The organism is Bacteroidota bacterium (assembly GCA_034439655.1).
Lineage (GTDB): Bacteria > Bacteroidota > Bacteroidia > UKL13-3 > UKL13-3 > CANJUD01.
Genome location: JAWXAU010000031.1, coordinates 34,604 through 56,722 on the forward strand (window position 1 = coordinate 34,604; position 22,119 = coordinate 56,722).

Below are 22,119 nucleotides of genomic sequence, written 5' to 3' on the forward strand. Positions count from 1 at the left end.
GCATGAGAATTTCCATTTTTGCCAACGAAATACCCGCTACAGTTTTCATAGAAGATTTGATAACAGCACTTGCAAGTCGAGGCCATGAAGTTTTTATTTATGGCAAGTATATAAAAAACCCACATTACGATAATTACCCCAATATCCATATAGTTCATAAACCTAAAACGCAAATAAAAAAGATACTTTATGCCCTGAAGTATTTTTTTAAATTGATATTTACCAAGCCCAAATTATTAATTCATATTATTAAAATATCAAAAGTAAATTCCTTTATAAGGTGGATGCAAAAGTTTAATATGTATATTACTTTGTATGATTGGAATTTGGATATAATCCATATACAATGGGCTAAGTCTGTTACTATACTCGATGAATTGATAAAAGATGGAAAAATAAAAACAGTATTAAGTCTGCGAGGAACCCATATAAATGTTTCTCCCATTGTGAATGAGAAAATAAAAAACGAATTTGAAAAATTGTTCCCGTTCATAAATGGGTTTCATGGAGTTTCGTATGCAATAATTAGTGAATCTCAGAAGTATTATCATAACTTGCCCAATAGAAGTATAGTGGCCTATCCTTCAATATCAAAAGAAACATATAATTTATTTAATATTTCCCAACCTTCAGCAATAAATTTTAACATAATTTCGGTTGGTAGGTTTCATCATATTAAAGGATTTATGTATGCACTGGATGCACTTAAGATATTGATAGACGAAGGCATCCCAGTTTATTATACCCTCGTTGCTTTCGGCACATTGCCCGAACAATTATTATTTCAAATAGAAGACTTAGATTTACATAACCATATACGCATCATACCTAGCTTGCCCCACGATGAAGTATTGGCAGCAATACAAAATGCGGATGTATTGCTATTGTCAAGTATAGACGAAGGCATTCCCAATGTAATTATTGAAGCCATGGCAGTTGGTACACCGGTAGTATCAACTGATTGTAGCGGTATTGTTGAAGTAATTGAAAATGGTGTAAATGGTATTATTACGAAGGTTTGCACTCCTTCTTCAATTGCCCAGGGCTTAACAAAGGTGTATAATCTCACACCCAGCGAACGAGAGCAAATGATTTTGAAAGCCAGAGAGCAGCTAAATGTAAATCATTTGCAAGAAATGCAGTTAAATAATATTGAAAAGTTATATGATTCTGTACTGAACAATTGGAAAGAAACGATATGAAAATTGCTATATATGCTAATGAAATACCGTCTACAGTATTTATAGAGAACTTGATAAAAGGTTTGGCAGAAAGAGGTCATGAGATTTATGTTTATGGCAAATATAAAAAGAATCCTCACTATGAAAAACATCGGAATATCCATATTTTAAAGGAACCCATTTCGAAAATACAAATGGTATTTTATGCCTTGAAATATATATTTAAGTTTTTGTTTACAGCTCCTAAAACACTGATTTATCTTTTAAAAACAAGCAAAGACAAAACATATTTATCATGGATTTATCGTTTTAACTTATATGCTACTATTGTTCACTTGGAGGTAGCTATTTTTCACATCCAATGGGTTAATTCTATTGTATATATTGATACATTGATAGAAAATAAATTAGCAAAAACTGTTGTTAGTTTAAGAGGGACACATCTAAATGTAACACCACTATACCAAGAAGAATGCAAACAAAGTTATGTTAGGTTATTTCCTAAAATAGATGGTTTTCATGCAGTATCGCATGCCATTATTAACGAAGCAAAAAAGTACGATGCTACTGTTGAGGAGCGGGCACATGTTGCCTACCCGGCAGTAACTGATTCTACCTTAAGCAAGTTCACGATTGCAAAAAAACGAAATGAAGGTGTTTTTAAAGTAGTATCTATAGGGAGGCACCATTGGAAGAAAGGATACACCTATGCATTTGATGCGATCAAGATTTTAAAAGACAATAATATTCCAGTGGAGTATACCATTGTGGCTCAAGGCACACTTGATGAACGGTTATTGCATCAAATAAAAGAACTGGAAATTCAGGATTGTATTATAATAACGGGAGGATTATCGCACGATAAAGTATTGGAAAAAGTACAGAAATCGGATGTGTTTTTGTTACCTAGCCTTGAAGAAGGTGTTGCCAATGTGGTACTTGAGGCTATGGCAGTAGGCACCATAGTGGTATCAAGCGATTGTGGAGGTATGCTTGAAGTAATAAAAGAAGGTGTAAATGGTTATATAACAAAGAGTGGATATGCAGAGCAGCTTGCGGAGTCACTACTAAAAGTATATCAGTTAAATGAAGATGAAAGCGTAAAAATGATTACGAATGCCTATGAAACCATTGTAGCAAAGCATACCCTCAATACACAATTGAACGAAATGGAGATATTATATCAAAATGTAATACAATCTTGAAGATAAAAAAGAAACATATCGGCATAGTGGTAACCAAACCGCCCGTTTATTCAGAGCAATTTTTGAAAGACAAAATTAGTGGGTTGTTGCAATCGGGATATCAAGTAACGGTATTATCAAACGCACATATTCCGCACCAAAAAGAATATAAGATTGTATATGCCTTAAGTTCACAACCTATATTGTCAATATTGAAGAGTTTACTATATAATATCTTAAGAGGCCTGTGGTTTTTGCCCATATTATTTCGATATTATAGAATAAGCCGGGGAGAAGGTAATTCATGGAGAAAAACTGGGAAATATTTAATATCAAACTATCATATATTAACGCAAAAAATAGATTGGTTACATTTTGAATTTTCAGGATTGGCATATAATAGAGAATATGTGGCCAAAGCTATTGGGTGCAAAATGAGCTTGAGTATTAGAGGGTATGATATTGCGATATCGCCATTAAAAAATAGTAAAGTACACTCACAGGTTTGGAAATTCACCGATAAAGTTCATTCGATTTCTGATGATATTACCCATTTAGCTTACCAGCAAGGAATGCCTCATAATATGCAAGTAAATAAAATTTATCCAGCAATTGATACGCATTCTTTTTCACTGAAAAAGAATATCGGTAGCATTAGTAACCCACTTAAAATTGTCTCGGTGGGCAGGTTGCATTGGAAAAAAGGATATAATTATACACTTTTGGCCTTAAAAGAATTGAAGAATAATCATATAGAGTTTGACTATACCATTATCGGAGCTGGTAAGGCCAAAGAAGAATTAATATATATAGCTAATCTACTCGAATTACAAAATGAAATAAACTTTGTAGGCGAAATTCAACATTCTCAAATACCTACTTATTTAAAGCAATCGGATATTTTTATACAGTTCAGTGTACAGGAAGGTTTCAGCAATGCAGTACTTGAGGCACAATCATGCGGTTTATTAGTAGTTGCTTCTGACGCTGAAGGATTGCAAGAAAATATTATACATAACGAAACAGGTTGGATTGTGAAACGAAGAGATTTCAAAGGATTATATAAGCAACTCAATGAGATTATAATGTTACCCGCTGAAATCCGCAAACAGATTGCTATTCATGCATCTGAACGGGTAAAAACAGATTTTGATATTTCTTTACAAAACAAATTATTTGATGAATTCTTTGCCTGATAAACAATATATAGCATTATCAACTTACGATCATATTCCCTACAGCGATGCATGGAAAATACAAGAGGATTTGTTCAATAATAAAGTACAGTCAAAAATACATAACCGCACTGCTGCAATACTAGAGCCTATTTCGCACGACTTAATACTTTGTACACATCCACATGTATATACATTGGGTAAAAGCGGGCTGATGAAACATTTATTATTGAATAATGAAACGCTAAAACAATATGATATAGAATTTTTTAATACCAACAGAGGTGGCGATATTACTTATCATGGGCCAGGACAAATAGTGGGCTATCCAATTTTAGACCTCGATCAGTATTATACCGATATTGGTCGGTACTTGCGTGATTTGGAAGAAATTATTATTAGAACTATTGCACATTATAATATAATAGGAGCTCGAATACCGGGGTTGACTGGCGTGTGGCTTGATATAGATTCGGATAACCCAAGAAAAATATGTGCGATGGGAATTAGGGCAAGTCGCTGGATTACGATGCATGGTTTTGCATTAAATGTAAACACCGATTTAAGTTTCTTCAATCACATAGTTCCTTGCGGCATTACCGATAAAGGCGTAACCTCTATTGAAAAAGAAACGAAAAAAAGTGTGGATGAAAAAGAGGTGCAGGCTCTCATCATTAAGTATTTCGAAGAAGTGTTTGATAGCAAGGTTGGCTGATAACCAAAGGGATAACTCAAATTTAAAATTTCTTTTGTCATAACGGCTGCTTAACCTAATTTTGCACTCGGAGAGATGGCAGAGCGGTCGAATGCGGCAGTCTTGAAAACTGTTGACTGTCACAGGTCCGGGGGTTCGAATCCCTCTCTCTCCGCCAAACATTTTTCCCGCACGAAAGTGCGGGATTTTTTGTTTAAAAAAAATTGCAAAGCTTGCTTTAGCAAATTTTTTTAAACAAAAAATCCTATTCACGCAGTGAATAGGAAAAAATGTTTGAAGCCACCCCCTCAGGGATCACGCAGTAATCCCATTCTATATGTATTTTTGCAAAGCTTGCTTTAGCAAATTTTTTTAAACAAAAAATCCTATTCACGCAGTGAATAGGAAAAAACGTTTGAAGCCACCCCCTCAGGGCAATGTCATTAAGTTAAGCATTTAAAAGGCTGGTTTAAAGTTAGTAAAGGTCTTGTGTTTGCTATTGGATTGTATGTTCTTTCGAACTCTTGCAAAAGATCTCCCTTTTCTTACGGGCAATGTATATCTTATAAAATGTTCATGCCGTGGGTTTCATATATATAATGGCAGATGTTTGCTCGCTCTCTATAAACGATTTGATTATATTGGTCGACTCTTTCGCTCTTATAATATATTTCCTTTCTATTTCCTGCCATTGGTGTAAAGCCGCCATTTTATAGTTGCTAAAATTCCTATCATATATCATCACCATATCTTCTTCTATAATATTAGTGATATTATGTGCCATCTTCATTTCACCATATCTGTATGGCTTTATTTGAGAGGACAATATGATTTTGTTAAGTACATCATAACAATAAAACGTTTTTGCCAACACAAATGATTTCTCCTGGTTGCTCTGCCCCCCAAAATAATCGCTGAGTGCAGGGGTATTGACCAGACTCACCGATGAGCCATCCCCAGCAACCAACCTATATCCTTTCCAACGTTTTATATCAGTGCTATATATATAATAACTTCTGCATAGAACCATGTTCCAATAGTAAAAAAACAAAGGTTCGAGCTTTATTCGCTGCTGTGTAAAAGCACTGACAGAACAGGGCATCGGCACATTCAGTTCATCAAAAAAATTCTCTATCTCAACACTCAACGTTTTCTTGCAGAGACGAGCAATCAACAAGGTCAATTTGTCAAAAGAAAGTTTTCTCTCTTTGGTGAAATCTTTCTCCGACCTACAGAATTTGTCTAGGATTTCTCGGTTATCAGTTACCAAAGAAACAATTTTTTTTAGTTCACTAATAATTTTTATATTTGCATCAAACATAATAGGGTTGCGGCTGTGTTTTAAGTTTCGCACCTCAAAACTAGATGTTGCAGTCCTATTTTTTATACAATTCCCTTAACTTAATGACATTGCCCTCAGGGGTCACGCAGTAATCCCATTGTTTTGGAATTATGTAGTGATTATATATGGATATGTAGTTTTTGATTTGAATGGTATTCTTCCCTTTTTTCTCTTCAATTTTACGAAAAATTAAAATTGTAAAATATTGATAACTATTATATTGTAAAAAAATAGTGGACAAATATGCAATTTGATTGCGGATTTGTCCAATAATTGTTTTAAATTTGTGGTATGATAAATCGTAAGATAAGTAATAAAATCAAGCAGTTAGCTACCAAGTTTCCTGTTATTACGGTGACTGGGCCTAGGCAATCAGGTAAGAGTACGTTGGTAAAAAAGCTATTCTCAAAGCTCCCTTATGCTACGCTAGAAGACCCTGACGTGCGTTTGTTAGCTACAAACGATCCCAGAGGTTTTTTGAACAACTACCCCAAAGGAGCTATACTAGACGAAGTACAACATGTGCCACAATTGTTTTCTTATATACAAGGAATTGTAGACGAAAAAAACAAGGCAGGGATGTTTGTATTAAGTGGTTCTCAAAATTTTTTGTTGATGGAAAATATCACGCAAAGTTTGGCAGGTCGTACCGCAATTTGTCAATTATTACCATTAAGCAAAAGCGAATTGCAGAAAGCTAAAATACCTACAAAGGACATTAATGAACTTATATATACTGGTTTTTATCCTCGTATATATGATAAGCAAATTGACCCACATGATTTTTATTCGGGATATGTGCGTACTTATTTGGAAAGAGATGTACGGCAAATTAAAAATATTACTGACCATAGTTTGTTTGTGAAGTTTTTAAAAATGTGTGCAGCTCGTGTAGGCAGTGTTTTGAATTTACATAGCTTGGCCAATGATTGCGGCATCTCGCCCAATACTGCCAAAGCTTGGTTATCGATTTTGGAAACAGGTTTTATTATACATTTATTGCAGCCTTATCATAATAATTTTAGCAAAAGATTAATGAAAAGTCCCAAGATATATTTTTATGATACGGGCTTGGTTTGTTATTTATTGGGATTAGATAAAGCCGACCAAGTGGCTACTCATTTTTTGCGTGGTGGTTTGTTCGAAAACCTTGTAATTGCTGATGCTTTGAAACACTATTATAATATAGGAAAGCAATCACCATTATATTATTGGAAAGATAAAACACATAAAGAAATAGATATAATTATCGACAAAGGAAATAGAAAAGCTATACCTATTGAAATCAAATCTGGGGAAACAAGAACGAATGATTATTTTGCAAATTTTGCCTATTGGAATAAAGTTTCTGACGTAAAAATACCAACAAATTCGGTGATATATGCAGGGGCTAAAAAAGTGACAACTTCAGCGGGAACCTTTGTCCCGTTTGCCACTTACGAATCCTTATTGAAATAGAAAATGGACAAATCTGCAATTTGATTGCGGATTTGTCCATTTATGGTATAAAGACAAAAGTATATAATAAATCTTTTTACTTTAGACTGTTTTATTATACCAATTCTTAAACTAAAATAGTTCTCCGCCTGTGGCGGATTTAGTTTTTAGAATGGTAATACCGAACTACTCCCGAAAGCCCCGCTTAATCCCGATAATTAGCGGGATGCGGGAGGAGTAGTCCCTTTCTTTTGGACTATTATATATTGAGTGTCGGTATTACTTCTTCATCTCACTATAATACTTATAGAAATAAGGAATGGTTTCAATACCTTTATAGAAATTGAACAAGCCATAACTTTCGTTGGGGCTGTGCAATGCATCTATATCCAAACCAAATCCCATCAATACAGATTTTACGCCCAATTCTTTTTCGAACAAAGCTACAATAGGTATAGAACCACCACCACGAGTTGGTATAGGTTTTTTGCCGAAGGTAGTTTCCATAGCTTTGGCTGCTGCGTTAAATTCTATAGAGTCGGTAGGGGTGAGGACAGGCTCGCCACCATGGTGTGGACGAACTTGTACGGTAACACCTTTGGGAGCGATACTTTCAAAATATTTGGTAAACATTTCGGTAGTTTTTTCACTGCTTTGTTTGGGAACTAAACGCATCGAAATTTTTGCGAATGCTTTTCCTGGTAATACAGTTTTTGAACCTTCACCGATATAGCCACCCCATATTCCATTACAGTCTAAAGTAGGACGTGTGCCAGTGCGTTCCATCGTTGTATATCCTTTTTCGCCCCATACTTCAGCAATACCCAACTCTTTTTTATATGCTTCCAAATCGAAAGGAGCTTTATTTAATTCTGCCCTGTCTTCTGCAGAAACTTCTAATACATCATCATAAAATCCGGGAATAGTTATATGGTTATTTTCATCGTGCATACCTGCAATCATTTTGGCCAATATATTAATTGGATTTGCAACAGCACCACCATATACACCACTATGCAAATCTTTGTTAGGCCCTGTTACTTCTACTTCTACATAGCTTAGTCCGCGTAGGCCTACATCAATACTTGGGGTATCGTTGCCTAGCATAGAAGTATCAGATATTAATACTACATCAGCTTTCAATCTTTCTTTATTTGCGATACAAAATATTCCCAAGTTTGCACTGCCTACTTCTTCTTCGCCTTCTATCATAAATTTCATATTGCATGCCATCGTATTGGTTTGCATCATGGCTTCAAAAGCTTTTATATGCATATACATTTGTCCTTTGTCGTCGCAGGCACCGCGGGCATAAATGCGTTCGTTTCGTATGGTAGGTTCGAAAGGAGGTGTTTCCCAAAGCTCCAAAGGAACGGCTGGTTGCACATCATAATGACCATAAACTAATACAGTAGGCAAAGATGGGTCTATCATTTTTTCACCGTACACAATGGGGTAACCAGCGGTTTGACAAACTTCAACTTTATCGGCACCGGCGGCTAATAGTTTATCTTTTACAAATTCAGCAGTCTTGTGCACATCGTCACTGTATGCTGCGTCAGCACTGATGGATGGGATACGAAGTATTTCAAAAAGTTCGTCGAGGAAACGTTGTTTGTTGGTTTCTAAATATTGGGTGGTTTGCATAATATTATTTTTTGTGCAATATTAGTACATGTATCGCTAATTTTTAAATACATTTGCCCCAAATGAAAATCACCTTATTAGGCAACGGGAAAATGGCAAACATGCTAGTGCAAAAACTTTTGCAGAAGTCGGTGAACATTGAGCTATGGGGCAGAGATATACAAAAAGTGAAATCATTATTTGGGAGTTTGCCTATTCAAATTATTGAGAATTTGGAAGTGGCAGGACTAGAAAGTGATGTAATTATACTCGCAGTTGCCGATTCAGCCATTGAAGAAGTTGCAAATAAACTTGGCAACAGAGATTGTTTGGTGATACATACTTCGGGGGCAACGAGCATGGATGTATTATATAAATTTAAAAATAGTGGTGTGTGGTGGCCGCCAGCATCGGTGCAAATGATTACCGCTGATATATCTGAATTTGCGGCTTGTGTGGAAGCAAATAGTAAAGATAATTTGCAAAGTATTATATCTTTTTCTGAGATGATAGGCATACAAAATATATTTGAATGTGATAGTTTCAAACGTTTGCAAATGCACACTGCTGCGGTGTTTGCCAATAATTTTACTACTTATATTATATTGAGATTGCGTGAATATTGCGAGCTACATAATATTCCTATTGATATATATAAACCGATGCTGAAGCAAGCCATGGGGACTTTTTTCGAGAACAATCCCAATAATTTAACTGGGCCAGCATCACGAGGCGATAAGTTAACGCTTAAGAAACATATAGAAACTTTAGAAACCGAAACTGAGATGAAAAATATCTATGCTTTTTTAACTAATAGTATTTTAGCGTACAAGAATTTTGATTTCAAAATCAAGGACTTGTAATATTATAGGTTGTATAATTAAACCTTGGCGGGCTTGTTGTATCACACCCATTATAACCAAATAATATATAATAATATGAAAAAAATGATTATCGTTGCTTTTACATTGCTGGTGGCGATGGGAGCAGTAGCACAAGGGCCTAAAAAGGCTCACAATGGCAAAGGCATAGAAGCCCGTGCAAAAAAATCGGCCGACTGGATTAATGAGCAAGTAAAATTAGCTCCTGATCAGTACACCAAAGTATATAATGCACAATTGGAATCCTTTAAAAAGTTGGTAGCTATTAAAAGAGATACTTCAATAGCCAAAGATGCAGCAAAAGTGCAAGCAAGGCAAGTTAAAAAATCTGCGGTAGATCAAATAAAAGCAATACTTACTCCAGAACAATTTGAAACACTTACTGCCAAGTTGAAAGAAAAGCATGAGTTGAAAAAAGCAAAAAAAGGTGAAAAGAAAGGTAAAGCTGGCGGCGTAGAAAAAGATATAGAAGATGAGTTGTTGAATTAATATTTAAAATACCTTGTAATTAGGTTTAGCTTTAAAAGCCCTGTTAGGATTTATTCTAACGGGGCTTTTTTTTTATTAGTATAAAGTAATAGGTATAAAGCCCGCCGCGGCGGGAAGTATCAAGTATCACTTTACGAATCATACCGAAACTAAATATATTATAGTCTAAAAAAAGGTGGACTAATCCCCCCGCATCCCGATAATTATCGGGATTAAGCGGGGTTTTTAGAATGGTATTAGAATGATATTACGATGGAAACGCAGATGCATTCAAATAGCCCGATGAGGCTCAGCCAATATCGGACTAGTTGAATATAACGGTATATAACAAAAAATCCCGACCATAGCTGGCCGGGATTTTTATATTTAGAATTATAATACTAATTAGTGTGCAACAATAATTTTCTCTTTCGAGATGATGTCATTGCCGATCATTTCTATCATATATACACCTTGAGTAAAAGCTTCAAGATTTATGTTCAACTGTTTTTCTCCATTGAGGTTATGGGTTAAAACCAATTTGCCTGCAAGGTCATATACACGAATAGTATTATATACATTTCCTTCAGGTAGTTTAATAGTAACTAAGCCATTGGTAGGGTTAGGGAATACCTCAACATTGCCTGAAGTACTAACCATTGCAATACCTGTGGGGATAGATATATTAAGAATAGCAGTATCATAACAAGGGGCAACTACTTTCACAAAACCAGTTCCTATTTTGCTCCATTGTACCTGTATGGCATTACTACCTTGTCCACTTATTATATTACCGCCGCTAACTACCCAAGTGTAGCTGCTGCCTGATACAAATGCCACTGAGTATGTTTCTACATTTGGAACGTTTACTGTGGTGTTTCCTGTGATGCTGCCTAAGCTTTGTTTAGTTGTTACACTAACTGTAATAGTATTACTTGTGGAACTGCAACCTGATGAATTTGTAGCTGTAACTGTATATGAACCAGAAGTATTTACGATGAGCATCGTATCGATTCCACCGGAAATAACGGTTCCGTTGCGTTTCCACTGATAACTATTACCTAAACCTGTTGTAACCGTGAGCATAATAGTTCCACCTGTACAAAATGTGGTAGGGCCATTAGCTGAAGCAACAACAGTTGGATTGGGATTAAGTCGAATGGTTACCGTAGTGATTTCTGTACAACCTTTATCTGAAATAATGGTAAGTGAAACATTATACACGCCAGCAGTAGCATATATAATGCTTGGGCTTGCTGCAGTATCGGTTATACCGTTTCCGAAATTCCAAAGTCGGGTATAAGAACCACTTGCAATAGTGCTTGAATCAGTAAATTTAAAATTATTTCCTATAATACATTGGGAAGAATTATTTACTCCAATTTTTGCAGTGAGTTGCGAATATATAGTAACATTTGCTGCCACACTGGCCGTACATCCCATATCGGAAGTTATTTTTAATGATACATTATATGTTCCAGCGGCGGTATAGCTATGTGTGGTATTTCCAATTGTATCTGTTTTTCCGTCACCAAAGTTCCATAATAAACTATATGAACCTGATGCAATGCTTGATGAATCTATAAACACAAAACCATTACCGTTAAAGCATGAAGTATTCATATTAATTCCAAATTTGGCAGAAGGCTCGGGGTTCACATTTATTTTTACCGAAGCAGTATCTACACAACCTGAGTCGGTAGTAAGGATTAGATTGGCGGTATATATGCCAGCATTTGCATAGCTGTGAGTTGGCATTGCTGCTGTATCGGTATTTCCGTCGCCAAAATCCCACATACGAGAATAGCTTCCAGAAGAAAGTGTAGAAGAATCAGCAAACATAAAACTGTTGCCATTAAAGCATGCTGAAGTATTACTGATATACATTGTTTTGTTTACCGAAGGCATTACTGAGACATCCACTGAACTTGTATCCATACAGCCCATATCACTAGCTATGATGAGTGAAGTTGTATACTTGCCTGCATTATTATAAGAATGTGAAGGGCTAGATGTTGTATCAGTTGTTCCATCACCGAAATCCCACAATAGTGTATATGAACCTGCAGTGATGCTAGAGAAATCTAAATATGAAAAATCATTGTTAGTTAAACATAGGCTATTTGTATTTACCCAAGCAACAGAATTAGGCATTGGGTTTACGAAAATATTAAAGGCAACGCTGTCGAAGCAACCTTCATCGGTTGTAATTTTAAGACTTGCAGTATATCCACCGTCATTAGTATAAGTATAGGAGGGATTTGCTGAGGTATCAGAATTTCCATCACCAAAGTCCCACACACGGGTATAATTACCGCTAGATAAAGTTGAAGAATCGACAAACATAAAGTTGTTGCCTGTTAAACATTGTGAAATAGCATTTGCCGACCAATTAATAATGGGCATTGGGTTTACTGTAATATCAATTGTTACACTATCAGTGCATCCCTTATCAGATACAAGGGTGAGCGAAACTGTATAATTTCCATCACTCGTGTAGGTGTGACTAGGCATAGACGCAGTATCTGTATTTCCATCACCAAAATGCCAAGTGCGGGTATATGAACCCGATGCAATTGTAGATGAATCGGTAAATGTAAAATTGTTGCCGCTCAAACACGCAGTCATCATATTTACGCTTATAGAACCAGCAGGTTCAGGGTTCACATTTAATTTTACTATAGCGGTATCCATACAGCCAGAGTCTGTGGTTAGAATCAAGTTTGCGACATACTCACCAGCACTAGTATAATTATAAGTCGGCATAGCTGCGGTATCAGAACCTCCATCGCCAAATTCCCACATGCGTGAGTAGCTTCCAGAACTGAGTGTAGAAGAATCGGCAAACGTAAAGCTATTTCCATTTAGACATTCAGAAGTACTGCTTACATACATTGAAACAGATGCAGAAGGATTAACTAAAATAGCTAATTTACTCGTATCCATACAGCCTAAATCGCTAGTTAATATTAGGCTAGTTGTATACGAACCTACTGTTAAATAACTATGTGAAGGACTCGAAGTTGTGTCTGTAGCTCCATCCCCAAAATCCCATAATAAAGTATAAGAACCTGATGAAATACTAGAAAAATCTAAATATGAAAAATTGTTTCCAAAGTAACATTGCTTTTCATTATCTACCCATGCAACAGCATCGGGTACAGGGTTTACAGTAACCACTACATTTGCACTGTCAAAGCACCCACTGCTATTCGTAATTTTGAGGCTTGCCGTAAAGCTACCATCAGAAGCATAGGTATGCGAAGGGTTTGCAGCAGTATCTGTGTTTCCATCACCAAAATCCCATACACGTGTAAAGCTTCCCAGAGCCAAATTGGATGAATCCATAAAGTTAAAGTTATTATTATTTAAACATTGATTACTGTTGTCAACAGTTGCTATTACATTTGGTAATGCTAAAACTTTAACTGAGAAATTATTCACGAACACACATCCTTGGTTGCTAGTTACAGTTACGCTCACTGCATAGTTCCCTACTACATTATAGGTATGGGAAGGATTTAAAGATGTATCACTACTGCCATCACCAAAGTCCCAGCTAATAGTGCTTCCAGGGGTAGGATTAGAAGTAAAGTCGAAAGAATTGTTTTTAATGCATTGTGTCGCATTATTAACTGCTGCGTTTGAAACTGGTAATGGGTTTACAGTGGCAGCCCATGCAACCGAACTAGTGCAACCCATATCGCTGGTAATTTTCAAACTAGAACTATAAGTACCGATGGCGGAGTAGGTATGCGTAGGGGTAGCTATAGAGTCGGTATTTCCGTCACCGAAATCCCATTCACGTGTATAGGTGCCCGATGAAATCGAAGAAGAATCTATATACATAAACTGGTTGCCGGCTAAACATTGTGAATTGTCGTTTACCCAAACTTTTGCAATTGGTGAGGGGTAAACTGTATTCACCCAAGTAACCATATCCTTGCATCCCATATCGCTTACAATTGTAAGACTTGCATTAAAAGAACCTGCGGAACTATAACTGTGAGAAGGGTTAGCAGTGGTATCAAAACTACCATCTCCAAAATCCCAAAAAATAGTATATGAACCGGAGGCAAGTGTGGAAGAATCGTTATGCATAAAGTTATTGCCAGCGAAACATTGGGTTGTATCATTTACCGAGGCAATCGCTTCAGGCATTGGGTTTACACTTATATTTACAGTGCCAGTATCCATACAACCTGAGTCGGTAGATATTATAAGACTTGCGGTATAAAAACCCACATTGGAATAGGTGTAGGTAGGCATAGCTGCGGTATCAGAACTGCCATCTCCATAATTCAGCACACGTGTATAAGCACCAGAATTAACTGTAGACGAATCGGCAAAAGTGAAACTGTTGCCAGTGAGACAGTCAAAATTTTTGTTTACAGAGAATGAAACTGTTGCAGATGGATTTACCAAAATGCCTAATGCACTGGTATCGACGCATCCCATATCGCTGGTTAATACAAGATGAGTTATATAGCTTCCTGCAGAAGCATAATTATGTGTTGGGCTTGATACCGTATCAGAATTACCGTCGCCAAAATTCCAGAGAACTGTGTAGGTACCTGACGACAGTGAAGAGAAGTCTAAGTAAGAAAAACTATTTCCACGAAAACATTGAGTTTCAATGTTTACCCATGCTACTGAAACAGGCATTGGGTTGGCCGTTATATTTATGCTTGCGGTATCAATACAACCCATGTCGCTGGTAATAGTGAGCATTGTGGTATATGAACCATCAGCACTGTACGAATGGGATGGGGCGTTGGTCGTATCTGAATTGCCATCGCCAAAATCCCACATAATAGAATAGCTACCCGAAGCTATACTAGAAAAGTCTAGAAACGTGAAGTTGTTGTCTTTTACGCATTGGTTATCGTTTGCTACAAAAGCATCAGCAATTGGCATTGGGTTAACAGTTACTTCAATTGCATTACTGGTGTCGCCAATCGAACTATCATCTGCTATGCGACGGAACCAGGTAGTTACTGACAAAGATACTGATTGAAAATCTTGGGTAGTTGCTGATGCGATATCAGCAAATCCATCCGTGTCCGACGACTGGCTCCATTGCCATTGGTAATTGTAGCTTCCGCCACCACCCGAAGGCATAGAGCCTGAAAATAATGCAGGTTTACTTCCTTCACAAATACTTTGTGGGGACGAAACGGTGTTGTTTGTAATCTGAGCACTGGTAAATGACGTTACCATAAGACCCAAAAGCAAACCAATGAGTTTGATTTTTGTAATTTTATTTTTCATATTTTAGGGATATAAATAATTTGTGAGCTGCGAAAGTAGAACATATTTTTAAAAAGAATTGAACAACTTATCCTAGCTTGTATATAAATTGCCATTCGGAAACTATATTTATAGACAGGTTGGGAGTATCACAATGGCGTGGTCGTTCATAGGTGATTTAATTTTGAACATTTTTTCAATACAGTGTTGACATATGTACTATATTTCGCCCATCAAAAAAGAGATAAATTATGTAGCCTTTACAAGAGGTGTACTTAAATAAACATACTACATATAACCTGTAAAATTAATATGACAAACAGAAGAAATTTTATAAAGAACACAGCATTGGTAATAGGTTCTATGCCCTTTTTGAGTTTAGCTGAATCAAAAGGTAATTCAAAAATAAAAGGCAAGCCCATAGTGGTAAGCACTTGGGATTTTGGGAAAGTTGCCAATCAGGAAGCGTGGAAAATATTATCAGAAAAAGGTTCTGCTGTAGATGCCGTTGAAAAAGGGGTCATGTTTGTTGAATCTGATCCTACACAAATGTCTGTGGGTTTGGCCGCCTTGCCCGACCGTGATGGACATCCCACGCTTGATGCATGTATTATGAAGGGAAATGGTGATTGTGGTTCCGTTGTTTTTTTAGAACATATCATGCATCCGATAAGTGTGGCACGAGGAGTGATGGAAAAAACGCCACATATAATTTTGGCTGGAGAAGGGGCTCAACAATTTGCCATCAATACTTTGGGTATGAAAATAGAAACAGTAATCAATCCCAAATCGCAAGACGCATATCAAGAGTGGCTCAAAAAGTCGGAATATAAACCTATCATTAATATAGAAAATCACGATACCATTGGTATGATAGCAATGGATGCAAATGGGCTACTGGCAGGTGCTTGCACTACGAGTGGCTTGGCTTTTAAAATGCATGGTAGGGTAGGAGATTCGCCTATTATAGGAGCTGGATTATTTGTGGATGAAGATGCTGGTGCAGTAACTGCAACTGGTGTTGGCGAAGAGGTGATTAGAATTGCGGGAAGTCATTTGGTAGCTGAACTTATGCGTAATGGAATGCATCCTGAAAAGGCTTGCAAAACTGCAGTTGAAAGAATATATAAACGAAAAAAAGATAATATCAAAAATATACAAGTCGGGTTTATTGCTATCAATTTAGAAGGTGAGGTGGGTGCTTTTGGAATCCATAAAGGATTTACGTATGCTGTAAAAACTGATACCATTGATGAAATATACCAAGGGAAGTTTTTGATGGAGTAAAAAATAATATTATGTATTTTCTGAACCTATCAAAAAAAATATCTTTTGTTTTTTAAATAAAAGTATTTTTACATTTATTATATCATGCAATCAAATATCATTAAATCATTAAATGTAGAGCTTTGTTGTTACAGCCTTTCAGAAGCTTTGCTTGCCCAACGAGGAGAAGCTGATAGAATTGAATTTTGCACAGCCAAAGAACTCGATGGTATTTCTCCAAGTAGAGAAAGTATTATAGAAGTTTTAAACCAAATTACGATTCCAGTTTATATAATTGTCCGACCTCGCGGTGGAAACTTTATATATACTCAAGAGGAAATTAATTGGATGTGTGACGAAATGAAATGGGCTGTCCACCATGGAGTAAGCGGTTTTGTATTCGGAACTTTAAATGATGAAAATAAAATTGATATTATAAATTGCAAAAAACTAATTGATGCATCAGATGGATTTCCTTGTACTTTTCATCGTGCTTTTGATACCATAGAAAACAAATTGGAAGCTATGGATATATTATATAGTTTGGGATTTAAACGTATACTCACTTCGGGCGGAGTGGGCAACGCAGAAAAATATATAAATGTTTTGAAGGAATTGGTCGCTTATGCAAATGATAGAATCATTATTATACCAGGCGGGGGAATAAGGCTACACAATGTTTTGCAAATTGTGAATGAAACTAAATGTTCTGAAATTCATAGTTCGGATGGTGGGATTATAAATATTAGAAAAAATAAAAAAATAATTTGCACGGTATTGTTTTACGCCCTTATCTTTGTAGCCAGTTCTTAAAAATCATCTTATCAAGAAAGGCAGAGGGAAATGGCCCTGCGACGCCTTGACAACCTGTTCTAATTTATTTTAGAACAAGGTGCCAACTCCAACTCATGTAACAGTGAGATAGATAAGTTAGAAACAGTGAAACATATTTGTGTACAAGATATATAAGCTCTTCTGACTAAACAGGAGAGCTTTTTTTATGTCGATAGTTATCGGCATTGCTCTTCCCGTTTGTCTTTTTAGATAAGTGATTTTATCCCGAACCACGCATTTGAAATGTAATTATTTTTTATAGATTAAATGCTTGCGGGATTCTCAATTCTAACCGATAGAAATAAATTAATTTTTATAGGATTTTCTATCGATTGCTTTGGGTAAGATTAAATTCTAACAATTTAAATATCATTTATCATGCAAAAAACAACTAGCATTATTCACTCTGTTCCTGTTGACGAACTTACAGGTTCCATCTCCGTTCCAATCTACCAAACTGCTACATACGTGCAGGAAGCACCCGGTGTTAACAAGGGTTTCGACTACGCACGCAGCAATAATCCCACACGCAAAGTATTAGAAGATATTGTAGCCAAACTCGAAAAAGGTGAAGCAGGTTTTGCCTTTGCCACGGGTCTCGCTGCTATTGATGCGGTTTTGAAATTATTGCGTGCAGGCGATGAAATTATTGCCGTCGATGATATATATGGTGGAGCATACAGATTGTTCACACATATATATCAAAAGTTCGGTATTAAAATACATTATGTTGATACCACAAATGCCGATAATATTATAGATTATATCAATCCGAAAACAAAGTTGATATGGGTCGAATCGCCTACCAATCCTACACTTAAGGTGAGCGATATTAAAAAGATTTGTGATATCGCTCATGCCAATAATAGTTTGGTTGTGGTAGATAATACTTTTGCTTCGCCTATTGCACAACAACCTATTTTATTAGGTGCAGATATTATAATACATAGTGGTACCAAATATTTGGGTGGTCATTCCGATTTGGTTGCAGGTCTTGTAGTTGTTAAAACTAAAGAACTTGCTGAGCAAATTAAATTTATACAAAATGCCTCGGGCGGAATATTAGGACCACAAGATTGTTGGTTACTCATTCGTGGAATTGAAACTATAACACTTCGAGTGGAACGCCAGTGCAGCACGGCTTTGAAGGTGGCGGAGTTTTTACAAACTTGTGATGAAGTTGCAGAAGTATATTATCCTGGTTTGCCTACACATCTCAATCATGAAATTGCCAAACAACAACAAAATGGATTATATGGTGGTGTGGTTTCTTTCTCACTAAAAGATGATACAGAAGCAGCCGCAATTGAATTTGTAACATCCACAAAATATTTCAAATTAGCAGAAAGTTTGGGTGGTGTAAAAAGTTTGATTTGTCATCCCGCACAAATGACACATAAATCGGTGCCTCGTGAAAAACGCTTACAATCGGGCGTTGTAGACTCCTTGATACGCCTATCATGTGGTATAGAAGAAGCCGCAGATTTGATAGAAGACTTGCAGGAAGTATTTGAGAAGATTGGTGTAAAGTATAAGGTAGAAAGTATATAGTATCAAGTCGCTAGTAGCAAATATATAGTCTAAAGTCTAAAGTATATAGATTAAAACTATATACTACAGGAAAACTTTGCTTAAAGACTATACTAAAAATACAAACCTACAATTGCTACAACTTCATACTATAGTTTGTACTATTCAGTCTCCCCTCAGGGATTCGCCGCGGCGAATAGAGGGGCTAAAAAGCCATTAACCATTAAATTGTTTGCGTAGCACATTTATCATTAACCCCGATGCGGCGGGTATCATTAACCATTAACAATTATTTATATGTCACAAAATAAAAAATTAACCATAGGACTCTTCGGATTTGGTGTAGTAGGAGAGGGAATATATAAAGTTTTGCAAGATACGCCTACACTTAATGCAGAGATAAAAAAAGTATGTATCAAACATCCTGATAAAAAACGTGAAGCACCTGCAAGCCTTTTCACTACTAATGCTGACGAGTTATTATATGACCAAACTATTAATGTAATAGTTGAATTAATTGACGATGCAGAATCGGCTTATTATATAGTTACTACAGCATTGAATAATAAAAAATCTGTAGTGAGTGCAAACAAAAAAATGATTGCAGAAAACTTAGAAGAATTGTTGTTATTGCAAAAACAAAATGACGTTTCTTTTTTATATGAAGCTGCAGTCTGTGGAAGTATTCCAGTCATCAGAAATTTGGAGGAGTATTATGACAATGATTTGCTCAATTCATTTTCGGGAATTGTAAATGGCTCGACAAATTATATACTCACCAAAATGAATGAAGAAGGTTTGAGTTATGAAAAAGCACTGAAACAAGCACAAGAATTAGGTTTTGCAGAAAGTAACCCCGCCCTTGATGTGGAAGGGAAAGACGCTGTTAACAAACTTGCTATTGTATTACAACATGCTTATGGAGTTACGGTAAAGCCAACAGAAATTTTGCATAAAGGAATTACTTTTTTGCATGGCAGCGATACCCAATATGCCAGTGAAAAAGGTCATAATATAAAATTGGTTGCCACAGCCAAACGCATTGACGACACTCATATTGTAGCTTTTGTATTGCCTACTTTTGTAAATAATCAAAGTCAGTTATATAATATACGGAATGAATTTAATGGCGTATTGATTGGAAGCAAATTAGCCGATCAACAATTTCTATATGGAAAAGGAGCTGGTCGTTATCCTACGTCATCAGCGGTGTTGAGTGATATTGCAGCTTTGCGTTATGATTATCGTTATGAATATAAAAAAGCAGAACGCGGAATCGATTATCAACTCACAAAAAATGATTATATAAAGGTATATGTTAGTTTTGTAAAAGACGGAGAAGTTGACAAAAATGATTTTGAAAAAATAGAAGAGTCCTATACAAGTTATTCACGTAAATACTTTGTAGGTATTATATCTTTACAAAAATTACAAGATGCTACATGGTTTAATAATAAAGATGTTTCAGTTATTTCTTTCGACAATGCTGAAGTGAGTGAGCCAATCTTCACAGTGGAAGAATTGAGTGTTTTTAATTGAGGAATAGTTTTTTTGTAGTAAGTTTGTGGAGGAGTATCAAGTAGCTAGTATCAAGTATCAAGTACTTTATACTTGCGACTTTATACTTGATAATAAAAGAATGACCTCGTGCGGTTATATATGTCCCAAATGCGAAGGCCGTGGTTACACGGATACGGGGGAGGATTGTGATTGGTGTTCTCCTTTACCACCGCCAGTATCAGAAATTTTTCAAAAACCTACTGATATTGATGACTATTTGCCAACTCTATTGGCCGGTAAATTTTAACATATATATAATCGAGGTAATAACCGAGAAAATTTATTTTATTTGGATAAGAATTATAAATATTTCATGACGAAGTATGACTGGTTTCTCAGAGATTATATTGATTTATACGCGTATTCCTTGATGCCGAATCATTTCCACATGTTGGTTAAAATTAAAGATGAGGGTGAGGTTTTGGAGGCCGACAGGTTAAGCCGCAGACGCGAAAGGTCTGAAAGATTTTTCGGGTCTGCGGGGGCTGCTGCTGCAGGAATAGTCAGCCAAAAATTTGGTAATTTTTTTAATTCCTACGCCAAAAGTATCAACCTCCAAGAGAATCGAGTTGGAAGTTTGTTCCAGAAACCTTTCAGAAGGAAGATGATTGATTCTGAATCCTATTTTACTAGGATAATTGCTTATATTCATTGTAATCCGCAACTGCACGGAATTGCGAATGATTTTAGAAAATATCCCTATAGTTCTTATCAAACTATTATAGAAGCTAAATCAAAGTTGCTTAAACATGAGGCGGTTTTAGAATGGTTTGTAACAATAGAAAATTATATAGATCATCATGAATATTATATTACTAAAAAAGAAGATGAAAAGTGGATTATAGAATAGACAATAAATTGGTACTTTTTTCGTTTATCTCATATGGGTAAAATTCTCCTCAGTTTTTGTACATGTTTGGTGCCGATGCATTGCGGCTCTTCGCCAATTCCGAAGCCTACTAAAGCAAATGCCTCTACTCCCAAAATACATGATTTATATATGGACTCGACCTTGGCCGATGGATTTGATTATCCCTTTGGAGATGGAAATGGCGGCGGAGATTATATAGACAAAGCGACAGGATTAAAACACAGCGGTTGGTATATCGCTACCAAAACTACTGAAGTATACGCATTAGGTGTGCATACGGGCGAAGACTGGAATGGCAAAGGCGGTGGCAATACCGATTTAGGGCAGGTTGTGTGTACTACAGGAAAAGGATTAGTAAAAGCAGCTCAAGATTTTGGTGTACCATGGGGTAATATTATAGTTATCGAGCACCGTTTTATTGAGAATAATAAGGTGGATACAATATACTCTGTGTATATGCATTTGGCAACGATATCGGTGAAGGAAAATGATCTCCTAAACAAACGTCAATTGATTGGAACTATTGGCGATGGCAGTGGAAGTTAGAAAGCTTTAAGTAATAAAATTATCGATGCCAAAACATTTGCACGTATTGCTTACGCTTGGAAGAACAAAACTTGTCCACCACAAAATACGGGGCTTGGTGGAGGTATTGGCATACATGGCTGGAACGGCGATTGGCCGGATGATGCTAGGGATTTAATACCAATTCTTAAACTAAAATAGTTCTCCGCCTGTGGCGGATTGGTTTGTAGAATGGTAATGCCGAACTACATCCCGAAAGCATTCGGGATTAGTCCCTTTCTTTTGGACTATTATA

At 36.3% G+C, this 22,119-nt stretch carries 17 protein-coding genes, 1 tRNA gene and 1 riboswitch; of the genes, 15 read left to right on the forward strand and 3 right to left on the reverse strand.

From position 1 onward, the window contains the following. Window positions 1–2 precede the first annotated feature (2 nt). The 5 genes from SGJ10_02015 (at window position 3) to SGJ10_02035 (ending at window position 4,412) form a co-directional block, all read left to right on the forward strand. Window positions 3–1,202, forward strand: a complete 1,200-nt coding sequence (locus SGJ10_02015; protein MDZ4756900.1) for a glycosyltransferase family 4 protein — start codon at window positions 3–5, stop codon at window positions 1,200–1,202. Next, on the forward strand, window positions 1,199–2,386 hold the full coding sequence (locus SGJ10_02020) for a glycosyltransferase family 4 protein (GenBank protein ID MDZ4756901.1): 1,188 nt from the start codon (window positions 1,199–1,201) through the stop codon (window positions 2,384–2,386). Before SGJ10_02015 ends, SGJ10_02020 begins: the two co-directional genes overlap by 4 nt. Then, entirely contained in the window at window positions 2,383–3,561 is a 1,179-nt protein-coding gene (locus tag SGJ10_02025) for a glycosyltransferase family 4 protein (GenBank protein MDZ4756902.1), read from the forward strand. The genes SGJ10_02020 and SGJ10_02025 overlap by 4 nt, the downstream gene beginning before the upstream one ends. Beyond that, the gene (gene lipB, locus SGJ10_02030; protein ID MDZ4756903.1) at window positions 3,545–4,255 is read left to right on the forward strand and encodes a lipoyl(octanoyl) transferase LipB; all 711 of its coding nucleotides are present in this window, start codon (window positions 3,545–3,547) and stop codon (window positions 4,253–4,255) included. Before SGJ10_02025 ends, lipB begins: the two co-directional genes overlap by 17 nt. Before the next feature lie 69 nt (window positions 4,256–4,324). Continuing rightward, window positions 4,325–4,412 (forward strand) — tRNA-Ser (locus SGJ10_02035). A 396-nt stretch (window positions 4,413–4,808) separates the two neighbouring features. On the opposite strand, the gene SGJ10_02040 is transcribed toward SGJ10_02035, so the two are convergent. Then, window positions 4,809–5,588: a hypothetical protein gene (locus SGJ10_02040; GenBank protein ID MDZ4756904.1), complete on the reverse strand. Its 780-nt coding sequence runs from the start codon at window positions 5,586–5,588 to the stop codon at window positions 4,809–4,811. Between the two features lie 279 nt (window positions 5,589–5,867). On the opposite strand from SGJ10_02040, the gene SGJ10_02045 reads away from it, so the two are divergent. After that, a complete protein-coding gene (locus SGJ10_02045) occupies window positions 5,868–7,034 on the forward strand; it encodes an ATP-binding protein (GenBank protein ID MDZ4756905.1) in 1,167 nt (388 codons plus the stop codon). A 258-nt stretch (window positions 7,035–7,292) separates the two neighbouring features. Here the strand turns inward: SGJ10_02045 and SGJ10_02050 are convergent, their stop codons facing one another. Continuing rightward, a complete protein-coding gene (locus SGJ10_02050) occupies window positions 7,293–8,660 on the reverse strand; it encodes a dipeptidase (protein MDZ4756906.1) in 1,368 nt (455 codons plus the stop codon). 62 nt (window positions 8,661–8,722) lie between these two features. Here SGJ10_02050 and SGJ10_02055 point away from each other — a divergent pair, with 62 nt between their 5' ends. Both SGJ10_02055 and SGJ10_02060 read left to right on the forward strand, forming a co-directional pair. Then, a complete protein-coding gene (locus SGJ10_02055; GenBank protein ID MDZ4756907.1) occupies window positions 8,723–9,502 on the forward strand; it encodes a DUF2520 domain-containing protein in 780 nt (259 codons plus the stop codon). A gap of 75 nt (window positions 9,503–9,577) precedes the next feature. Beyond that, entirely contained in the window at window positions 9,578–10,009 is a 432-nt protein-coding gene (locus SGJ10_02060; GenBank protein ID MDZ4756908.1) for a hypothetical protein, read from the forward strand. Between the two features lie 384 nt (window positions 10,010–10,393). Here the strand turns inward: SGJ10_02060 and SGJ10_02065 are convergent, their stop codons facing one another. Further along, the gene (locus SGJ10_02065) at window positions 10,394–15,259 is read right to left on the reverse strand and encodes a PKD domain-containing protein (GenBank protein MDZ4756909.1); all 4,866 of its coding nucleotides are present in this window, start codon (window positions 15,257–15,259) and stop codon (window positions 10,394–10,396) included. A gap of 291 nt (window positions 15,260–15,550) precedes the next feature. Here SGJ10_02065 and SGJ10_02070 point away from each other — a divergent pair, with 291 nt between their 5' ends. The 7 genes from SGJ10_02070 to SGJ10_02100 all read left to right on the forward strand — a co-directional run bounded on the left by SGJ10_02070 (window position 15,551) and on the right by SGJ10_02100 (window position 21,845). Next, entirely contained in the window at window positions 15,551–16,525 is a 975-nt protein-coding gene (locus SGJ10_02070; GenBank protein MDZ4756910.1) for a N(4)-(beta-N-acetylglucosaminyl)-L-asparaginase, read from the forward strand. A gap of 84 nt (window positions 16,526–16,609) precedes the next feature. Then, window positions 16,610–17,317, forward strand: a complete 708-nt coding sequence (locus SGJ10_02075) for a copper homeostasis protein CutC (GenBank protein ID MDZ4756911.1) — start codon at window positions 16,610–16,612, stop codon at window positions 17,315–17,317. A gap of 5 nt (window positions 17,318–17,322) precedes the next feature. Further along, window positions 17,323–17,436: riboswitch (SAM riboswitch) on the forward strand. Between the two features lie 280 nt (window positions 17,437–17,716). Continuing rightward, a complete protein-coding gene (locus tag SGJ10_02080; GenBank protein MDZ4756912.1) occupies window positions 17,717–18,889 on the forward strand; it encodes a PLP-dependent aspartate aminotransferase family protein in 1,173 nt (390 codons plus the stop codon). 276 nt (window positions 18,890–19,165) lie between these two features. Further along, window positions 19,166–20,407 (forward strand): homoserine dehydrogenase, encoded by a 1,242-nt coding sequence (locus SGJ10_02085; GenBank protein MDZ4756913.1) that lies wholly within the window; start codon window positions 19,166–19,168, stop codon window positions 20,405–20,407. Between the two features lie 25 nt (window positions 20,408–20,432). Further along, the gene (locus SGJ10_02090) at window positions 20,433–20,675 is read left to right on the forward strand and encodes a hypothetical protein (protein MDZ4756914.1); all 243 of its coding nucleotides are present in this window, start codon (window positions 20,433–20,435) and stop codon (window positions 20,673–20,675) included. Window positions 20,676–20,798: 123 nt separating this feature from the next. Beyond that, window positions 20,799–21,278, forward strand: coding sequence for a hypothetical protein (locus tag SGJ10_02095; GenBank protein MDZ4756915.1), 480 nt, complete (start codon window positions 20,799–20,801; stop codon window positions 21,276–21,278). Between the two features lie 33 nt (window positions 21,279–21,311). Continuing rightward, the gene (locus SGJ10_02100; protein ID MDZ4756916.1) at window positions 21,312–21,845 is read left to right on the forward strand and encodes a M23 family metallopeptidase; all 534 of its coding nucleotides are present in this window, start codon (window positions 21,312–21,314) and stop codon (window positions 21,843–21,845) included. Window positions 21,846–22,119: the final 274 nt, after the last annotated feature.